The organism is Nguyenibacter vanlangensis, from assembly GCF_013376155.1.
Classification (GTDB): domain Bacteria; phylum Pseudomonadota; class Alphaproteobacteria; order Acetobacterales; family Acetobacteraceae; genus Gluconacetobacter; species Gluconacetobacter vanlangensis.
Genome location: NZ_JABXXP010000082.1, coordinates 1 through 8,575, shown reverse-complemented (window position 1 = coordinate 8,575; position 8,575 = coordinate 1). Strand labels below are relative to the sequence as shown.

Genomic DNA, 8,575 nt, shown 5'->3' with positions numbered 1-8,575 from the left:
GCCGCATCTCCCGGCGGCGACGCCCAGCCCGCCGACTGGTCCGCCGATTGGCGGCAATTCTACCGCGACCCGGTCATGCGGGCGCTGATCGCGCTGACGCTGGACAATAACCGCGACCTGCGCATCGCCCGCCAGCAGGCCGAGGCCGCCAGCGCGCAGTTCGACATCGAGAGCGCGTCCCTGTTCCCCACCCTGGACGGCACCGCCGGCGCCAATGTCCAGAAGCAATATTCGCGGATCTGGAGCCTGTCGCAGACCTCGGGCCCGTTCTACATGCGCCAATATGCCGTGGGATTCGGCATCTCGGCCTATGAGGTCGATCTGTGGGGACGGGTACGCAGCGCCTCGCGCGCCGCCTTCGACCGGGCGATGGGCTCGGCCCTCGACCACCAGGCCCTGCAGATCAGCCTGACCGCCGCCGTGGCCTCGGCCATGCTGGCCTGGGTGGCCGACAACCAGACCGTGCGGATGACGCAGCAGATCCTGGAGAACTGGCGCCATACCGACGCGCTGATCCGGCATACCGCGCAGGTCGGCACCGGCACCCAGTTGGACGTGGCGCAGGCGGACTCCGCGGTGCATGAGGCCGAAACCGATCTGCAACTTTATACCCGCCAGCGCGCCCAGGCGCTGAACCAGTTGGAGCTGCTGGTCGGCGCCCCGCTGCCGGACGGTCTGCGCGGGGCGCTGGAGGCCAAGACCACCCTGGCCGGTGTGGTGCCCTTTCCCGCCATTCCGGCCGGATTGCCGTCCGACCTGATCGGCCGCCGCCCGGACATCCTGGCGGCCGAGGCGGCACTGCGCGCCGCCAATGACGATATCGGCGCCGCCCGCGCGGAGTTCTTCCCCAAAATCCAGATCACCGCGTCGGGCGGCACGGCCAGCAACAACATCACCCGCCTGTTCGAGAGCGGCATGGGGGCCTGGAACGTCGCGCCGCAGATCACCATGCCGCTGTTCGACGCCGGGCGCCTGACCGCGCAGTTGCACATGGCCCACGCCCGGAAGACGGAAGACATCGCCCGCTACGAGAAGACGATCCAGACCGCGTTCCGCGAGGTCGCGGACGCCCTGGCCGGCCGCGGCACCTATCTGCAGCAGCTTGCCGCCCAGGACGCGCTGATCGCCTCCAACGGACGGCAATACACGCTGGCGCTCGACCGGTTCGAAGCCGGCTACGATACCTACCTGGCCACCCTGACCGCCCAGCGCACGCTCTATGCCGCGCAACTGGGCGGCATCACGACCCGGCTGCAGGACCTGTCGAACACCGTGACCCTGTATAAAGCCCTCGGCGGCGGCTGGCCCGGCACCGTGCCGGCCCGGCCCTTCAAGCTGGGTGATCATATTCTCTAGTCGCGAGGACGGGAGGGCATTCTTCTGTTTCAAAAAAGAACCAAAAAATTTCAAACGTTTGAAGATTTCGCCTTCGGCCGCCGACGCCATTGCGGCGGCCGAAAACAATGTCCGTTTCCGCCCCTTATTTCCCGGCATATGCCTTATGTCCGCAATTTATGCTGGAAGAGCTTTATCGTCCGAAAATAAAGGATATTTATTATCCAATTAATTATCCGAAAGGATAACGAATATCCTTTATTTTGCAGAGAGAGCCATGACGCAGTCCTGCCGGGGCACGCGCTTGATCCGGTTCCTGCCGGCGGTGGCAGCCGGCATGTACCCGTTTCTCGTGCAAGCATTTCATCATTTCGCAGGGCCGCCAGCCGCCCACGCCACGATGCCGCAGCGCGCTGGCGCCGCAATGTTCCTGATCACCATGCTTATCGTACCGGCGCTGGGAATCGTCTGTGCGGCGATACCGGGGCAAGGCGTCGGCGCGCGAAGGCTGGCCTATGCCAGCGTCGCGGCCCCGACATTGTATGTCTTCCTGGGCGTGGTCCAGACGTTGGCGGGAAGTCCGCTTCCTGACGCGCTTGTCTGGTGTCTGATCTGGCTTAGCGCCGCGGCGTATATGGAAACCACCCGGGGCCGCCTTCAGGGCACGCGACGGAAACCCGATCTCGCACGTTGGCGCGTCGCACATGGCGTCACCGGTGCGATCATTCTCTTCTATGCTCTCTTTCATATCGCCAATCATGTCTTTGGACTGATCGGCCCGGAAGCATACGCCGCAGTCATGGATCTGGGCCGCAAGGTCTATCGCGCACCCTATATCGAACCGGCGCTCGTGCTGGCCCTGTTTTTTCAGGTCGGCAGCGGACTTTACGTGGCCTGGCACGAAAGTATCGTCGTGCCGGCGGATTTCCAGCGCCTGATTCAGGTCGCCTCGGGCTTCTACCTGTCAGTATTTCTGCTCGGGCACATGAATTCCGTCTTCATTTACGCGCGTACCGTTCTTGGAATCCCCACGGACTGGGCATTCGCAACAGGCGCGCCCACGGGTCTCATCCATGACGCCTGGAATATCCGCCTGCTGCCGCACTATGCGCTGGGCGTGTTTTTCATGCTCGCACATCTCGTCTCGGGATTCCGTATCGTCGTGATTGCACACGGCGTCTCCCAACCGATCGCGAACCGCTTATGGACCACAGGCGTCTCCGTCAGCGCTCTTGTCGCGACAGCCATCATCGCCGGCATGTGCGGGGTCAGACCATGAACGGACCAGTGACGATTTTTTCGCCATCCTTGCCGGCCAAAGCCGAAGAAGAAGCCATGAGCGGGTCTTCCCGCATCGCCGCGACGAGATACTCGATAAGGGTTCTCACGCGAAGCGGCATGTTGCGCCGGGACGCGTAGATCAGGTTGATCGGCAGGCGGGCCGGTGGGAAATCGGGCATCAGATTGACCAGCCGTCCGGCCTCGATATCGGGGATGGCGAGAATGTGGGAGAGGATCGCGATCCCCGTGCCTGCAAGTACCGCGCGATGGACGGCGACGGCATTGTTGACAACGAGACGCGGCGCGATCCGCACGGCGATTTCATCGTCCCCATTGGAAAACAGCCATGAACGGCCGTCGCCACCGCGTCTGTAGCAGATGCAGTCATGGCGGCTCAGATCTTCAAGCGTTCGGGGCTGGCTTCGTTTTTCCAGATAGGCCGGCGCGGCGACCAGAAAGGCGGTGGTCCAGCCGATCCTGCGGCACACCAGGCTACAGTCGGCAACGGGGCCGAGACGAACTTCGAAATCGATGCCGTCTTCGACCAGATCGGACGGTTCTTCGCGAAACAGCAATTCGACCGAAAGGTCCGGGTACTGGTCAAGAAGGATTGCGAGCCGGTCGCTCATATAGAGCCCCAGCGGCGCGGGCACCGAGAGCCGAACCTTGCCCGATGCAGTTCCCGTCGAACCGGCGGACTCGCCGAGCGCCTCCACCGCCTCGATCACCTTGCGCGCCATCGGAATCATCTGCTCGCCTTCGGCCGTCAACGCCAATGCGGTGGTCGAGCGATGCAGAAGGCGCATGCCGAAATGGGCCTCCAGAGCAGAAACCTGCCGGGAAACAGCAGGCTGCGTCAATCGGAGATCCACGGCGGCGGCCGAGAAGGAACCGGTCTCGACGACTCTCAGGAATGTCCGCAGCGCACAGACGATGTCCATTCCCACTCCCTATTTCTCGACATAAGGCTTATGTCCGCAGTTTAGGCAGGAAGGGCTTTACCGTCCAGGTATTAAGGATATTAATTATCCACGAGGATATAAAATATCCTTGATAGGGAGAAAGCCGTGACGCAGCGACTGAACTACGCCCAGCAATCGCCGGAACTTTTCAAGCGGTTCCTGGACCTCAGCATGGCCCTGAAGAACAGCGCCATTGAACAGAAAATCCACGATCTCGTGCAGATCCGTGCCTCACAGATCAATGGCTGCGCATTCTGTCTCGACATGCATGTCAAGGAAGCCAAGATCCATGGCGAGAGCGAACTCAGGCTTTATCACATCGCCATCTGGCGTGAATCGAACCTGTTCCTCCCGCGTGAACGCGCGGCCCTTGCCTGGACCGAAGCGGTGACGAAGCTGCCGGAAGGCGGTATTTCCGACGAACTCTACGAGCGGGTGCGCGGCCAGTTGTCCGAGAAAGAAATCTCTGACCTGACCGTCTCGCTCATGGTCATCAATGCCTGGAACCGTGCGGGCGTCGCCTTCAGGACTGTGCCCGGCTCGGCCGACAGGACCTACGGTCTCGACAAGGCTGGGCTCGGCTGAAGTCATGTCCGTTCACGGATATGACTCCAGTGCCCTGATTCCGGAATTCGCAAGCGAATTTCGGAATCGAAAGGACAGAGAATCAATATTTTTAGTGGCCTGCTGATCCGGGAAATTCTCATAAGAATTTCTCGGGCATGACACTAGCCATTGTTATGGCGAGCATCTTCACACGATCAGGCGATTCCGTCTGATCCATGATCCGCTCTCAGCCGCCCGCCCTGTGGGCGGCGCAGGAAGACATCTCATGACATTCAATGACCGGCAGGAGACAAATATGACCCTGGATACCCCTCCACGCCCCGGCGGACCGGGACTGGGCGAACCGGTTCCGTCGCGTTACGCGCTGCGCGTCGGCACGATCGACGTGCTGGTGGTCAGCGACGGGGTGCTGCCACTGCCAACCGCTATGCTGGCGTACAACGCCGACCCGGCCGTCCGGGCGGAATGGATGAACCGCATGTTTCTGCCGCCGGATGCTTTCGACTGGCCTCTGAACGCGGTCGTGGTGCGTAGCGGCGGGCAGACCATCCTCGTCGACGCCGGGCTCGGGATGGACCCGGATCTGGCCTTGCCGCGGGCCGGGCAACTGGCCCTGCGGCTGGCAGCAGCCGGCATCGATCTCGGCGCCGTAACCGACGTGGTGCTGACCCACATGCATATGGACCATGTTGGCGGGCTGCTTGTCGACGGGGTGAAGGGCCGACTGCGTCCGGACCTGCGAATTCACGTTGCCGCCGCCGAGGTCGAGTTCTGGAAAGCACCCGATTTCTCCCACACCTCCATGCCGCAAGGGTTCCCGGACGCGCTTCGGGCAGCCGCCAGAACGTTCCTGGACCAGTACCGCGATCATCTGCGGCTGTTCGAGGAAGAGCACGAGATCGCGCCGGGGGTGGTCGTCCACCGCACCGGCGGCCACACCCCCGGACATAGCGTGGTCCGCCTGGCATCCGAAGGCGACAGGCTGATATTCGCCGGCGACGCCGTGTTCCCGGTCGGGTTCGACCATCCCGACTGGCACAACGGCTTCGAACATGATCCGGAGGAGGCAGTCCGCGTTCGGATCCGGTTGTTGCGGGAACTGGCGGAGACCGGCGGGCAGATGGTGGCCACCCATATGCCCTTCCCGTCCATCGGCCGTGTAGCGTTCGCTGGCGACGCCTTTCGTTGGGTGCCGGCCTTCTGGGACTATTGACGGCTCCGGGGACCCAACGAACGAGATGCGCCCGAAAGCGGCGCGGTTGGAGATATTCCATGAAAATCGTTATTATCGGTGGAACCGGCCTGGTCGGTTCGAAGGCTGCCGAGCGCCTGCGCAAGCAGGGCCATGAGGTGATCGCCGCCGCACCGAGCACCGGCGTCGATACCTTTACCGGCGCGGGCTTGGCGAATGTGCTCAGGGGGGTTGAAATGGTGATCGACCTGGCGAACTCGCCCTCCTTCGAGGACAGGGCCGTGCTCGAATTCTTCCAGATGTCGGGCCGGAACCTGATCGCGGCGGAGAAGGAGGCTGGCGTGAAGCATCACGTCGCGCTGTCCATCGTCGGCGCCGATCGGCTGCCGGAAAGCGGCTATATGCGCGCCAAGGTCGCCCAGGAAAAGATCATCAGGGAAGCGGGCATTCCCTACACGATCGTGCGTTCCACCCAGTTCCTGGAATTCCTGGGCCGCATCGCCCAGGCGGGTGCCGTCGACGGTGTACTCCACCTGTCGACAGCCTGCCTGCAGCCGATCGCCTCCGATGATGTCGCGGATTTCGTGGCCGAGGCGGCCCTTGCCGCGCCGGCCGACGGCGTAATCGAGATCTCCGGCCCCGAGCGTGCCCGCCTCTGCGATTTCGTCGGCCGGTACCTCAAGGTGATCGGTGACGCGCGCACCATCGTCGCCGATCCGCAAGCTCGGTATTTCGGGACGATACTGGAAGACGACTCGCTTGTCCCCGCCGACGATTTCCTCGTCGGCCGCATCAGCTTCGATCAATGGTTCGCTACGGCATCCGGAACATGACCCATTGCGCGCGCCGTCCGTCGGCGGCGCGGCGTCCAAATCCATGAAAGAATGATGGACATGATCAAGTCACTCGCTTTCGCCGCGGCATTGGCGGTGCTCCTGTTGGGATCGGCCCTGGCGAACGACGCGCCCGGCGGCGGCGAAGGCGCGAAAGTTACGCTGGTCTATGACCACGTGCTGCCGAATGTGCCCGGCAAGAGCATCAGGGGCGTGCTCGTCGAATATGCTCCAGGCGGTTTCTCGGAAGGCCACACGCATCCGAAATCCGCCTTCATCTACGCGATCGTTCTGGAAGGCGCGATCCGCAGCCAGGTCAATGACGGACCGGTCACGATCTACAGGGCCGGCGAAAGCTTTTCGGAACTGCCGGGCGATCGCCATGGCGTCAGCGAAAACGCCAGCAGGACGAAACCGGCGAAGTTGCTCGCCGTCTTCGTGGTCGACACAACCCAGAAGGAATTGACATTCCCACTCAGGAGATAGGTGAGCGGGCCGGGTATGCGACCCGCGCGTGGCCACTCTCCGACGCGACCAACCCTTATCGGTGAATCCCCGCCATGTTTGGTGACGACCACGCCCTGTCGCTTGCTCTGATCGATAGTCTGGGGATCGCCGGTATCGTCGTGTGGCACATGCAGGGCAGAAACCGCCCGACAGGCCGCCTGACCGTCCAGATCCTGTTCTTCGCCGGCATGAGCCTCGTGCTCTATATGGGCGGCATCGCGCCGCATCGGCCCGACGGTCTCTACACGCAGGGTTTTGCTGCGCTGCTCTCCAAATCGGCCAGGATCCTGTGGTGGACCCATTTCGCATGGACGATCGTCGGCTTCCTTCACATCTACGTCAGATTCAACCGCAAGCCGCAGGAAGCACACCTCATCTTGGACATGGCCGTCGCCGTTATCTATCTCGGCGTGGCGCTGTCGGTGATGGGTTTCGTATTCGGGATGCCGATCGCCACCCTGGTGACGACTTCGGGCGTCGCAGCCATAATCCTGGGCCTGGCGTTACAGAATACGCTCGGCGACGTCTTTTCCGGCATCGCGCTGACTCTTGGCAAGGCTTATGCGATCGGCGACTGGGTCCAGTTGAGCGACGGTACCGCAGGCCGCGTCACCGAGACCAACTGGCGCTCGACCAATCTGCTGACCGGTGCGAACAACATCGCCGTGCTGCCGAACAGCATGCTCGCAAGGCAAGGCCTGACCAGTCTCAGCCGCCCCGACGAGACGCATCAGATCACGCTGACCGTGCGCTTCGCCGCCGGGCAAAAGCCGCGCTTCGTCGAGGACGCCATGCGGTCCGTGCTGCAAGCGAGTACCCGGATCGTAAAGGACCCGCTGCCGGCCGTTGCCCTGAAAAGCATCGACGCGATCGCAATCGAAGCGGAGCTGCAGTTCCGTGTAGCCAGTCTCGCCATGGGGATGTCCGCCAAGAACGAGATCATCGACATCATCCATGACCAATGCGGAGCGAGCGGTCTTTTGCTGGCGATGCCCGCTGAAAGCCTCGTTTACATGCCGGTGGCAACCAGCCGCGAGTCTTCCGTTCCGAGTGCTGCAGCGCGCTTATCCCGCCCGGTCCAGGACCCACTCAAAACTGTTCTTCCATAGTGCGGGAGAGACCTCCTGCGACAGGATGTGACCGAGATCCGACAGCGTGACGCCGCGCAATTTTTGGCGCCAGGCTTCATCCGCCTCCCACATGATGCGCGCGATGGCGCAAGGGCTGCTGTCACAATGATCCGTCGGGCGGCAGGGATTGTTAGCACGGATGTTGTTGCAGACGAAGGTCCGCGCCTTCCCTTCCACGGCCTCCACGACGTCGAGAAAGGTCAGTTCCGCCGGTGATCGTGCGAGACGGTATCCGCCGGACGGACCAAGGGTCGTATGGACGAGTCCTGCTTGAGACAGGCTCTGTAGCGCCTTGGACAGATACTCTTTGGGAAGTCCGTGAAATTCCGCCAGCGCCTTGGTCGACAGATAGCGCCCTTCGGGGAGACCGGCAAGAATGGCACAACAATGCAGCGCCCATTCGACTTGGCTTTTCAGGATCATCAATTTGTTCCGCGGTCACACATCCCGGCAGGCATTAAGGATAAAAATTATCCCCTTTTTGGGCAGGAGTAAACGACGGGAGAGGCTTCGAATCGAGACGCACGGCGTCGGGCCGCCGCCAGCGCACAATCCTGGACGGGCTCAGATCCGGATCAGGAAGGTTGCTCCCGCATCCTCCTCCTGCGGCGCCAGCACCAGGCTGCCGCCGTGGTCCTGCACGATCTGCCGCGCCAGGCTCAGCCCGATCCCGGTGCCGCCCTCGCGCAGCGAGAAGAACGGCCGGAAGATCAGTGCCGCCTCCGCCGGGGCCACGCCCGCGCCGCTGTCGCGGATGCCGATCGTCAC

General features: G+C 62.6%; 10 protein-coding genes. 7 read left to right on the top strand and 3 right to left on the bottom strand.

Annotated elements, in window-relative coordinates; translation table 11 throughout:
* Positions 1-1,356 (top strand): efflux transporter outer membrane subunit (locus tag HUK84_RS06785; RefSeq protein WP_176639605.1); only part of this gene is annotated, 1,356 nt, incomplete at its 5' end.
* 256 nt (positions 1,357-1,612) lie between these two features.
* On the top strand, positions 1,613-2,614 hold the full coding sequence (locus tag HUK84_RS06780) for a hypothetical protein (protein ID WP_176639604.1): 1,002 nt from the start codon (positions 1,613-1,615) through the stop codon (positions 2,612-2,614).
* On the opposite strand, the gene HUK84_RS06775 is transcribed toward HUK84_RS06780, so the two are convergent.
* Positions 2,604-3,557, bottom strand: a complete 954-nt coding sequence (locus HUK84_RS06775; RefSeq protein ID WP_176639603.1) for a LysR family transcriptional regulator — start codon at positions 3,555-3,557, stop codon at positions 2,604-2,606. The two genes, HUK84_RS06780 and HUK84_RS06775, sit on opposite strands and share 11 nt — an antisense overlap.
* Positions 3,558-3,683: 126 nt before the next feature.
* Between HUK84_RS06775 and HUK84_RS06770 the strand changes: the two genes are divergently transcribed.
* The 5 genes from HUK84_RS06770 to HUK84_RS06750 all read left to right on the top strand — a co-directional run bounded on the left by HUK84_RS06770 (position 3,684) and on the right by HUK84_RS06750 (position 7,786).
* Positions 3,684-4,163 carry a carboxymuconolactone decarboxylase family protein gene (locus HUK84_RS06770; RefSeq protein WP_176639602.1) on the top strand — a complete coding sequence of 160 codons (480 nt, stop codon included), beginning with the start codon at positions 3,684-3,686 and terminating at the stop codon, positions 4,161-4,163.
* A 277-nt stretch (positions 4,164-4,440) separates the two neighbouring features.
* The gene (locus HUK84_RS06765; protein WP_176639601.1) at positions 4,441-5,358 is read left to right on the top strand and encodes an MBL fold metallo-hydrolase; all 918 of its coding nucleotides are present in this window, start codon (positions 4,441-4,443) and stop codon (positions 5,356-5,358) included.
* A 59-nt stretch (positions 5,359-5,417) separates the two neighbouring features.
* Positions 5,418-6,170: an SDR family oxidoreductase gene (locus HUK84_RS06760; protein ID WP_176639600.1), complete on the top strand. Its 753-nt coding sequence runs from the start codon at positions 5,418-5,420 to the stop codon at positions 6,168-6,170.
* A 54-nt stretch (positions 6,171-6,224) separates the two neighbouring features.
* The gene (locus tag HUK84_RS06755) at positions 6,225-6,656 is read left to right on the top strand and encodes a cupin domain-containing protein (RefSeq protein ID WP_246285480.1); all 432 of its coding nucleotides are present in this window, start codon (positions 6,225-6,227) and stop codon (positions 6,654-6,656) included.
* A 74-nt stretch (positions 6,657-6,730) separates the two neighbouring features.
* Positions 6,731-7,786 (top strand): mechanosensitive ion channel family protein, encoded by a 1,056-nt coding sequence (locus tag HUK84_RS06750; protein WP_176639599.1) that lies wholly within the window; start codon positions 6,731-6,733, stop codon positions 7,784-7,786.
* Here HUK84_RS06750 and HUK84_RS06745 read toward each other — a convergent pair.
* Positions 7,742-8,230: an RrF2 family transcriptional regulator gene (locus tag HUK84_RS06745; RefSeq protein ID WP_176639598.1), complete on the bottom strand. Its 489-nt coding sequence runs from the start codon at positions 8,228-8,230 to the stop codon at positions 7,742-7,744. The genes HUK84_RS06750 and HUK84_RS06745 overlap by 45 nt on opposite strands.
* Before the next feature lie 141 nt (positions 8,231-8,371).
* Positions 8,372-8,575 (bottom strand): ATP-binding protein (locus tag HUK84_RS06740; protein ID WP_176639597.1); only part of this gene is annotated, 204 nt, incomplete at its 5' end.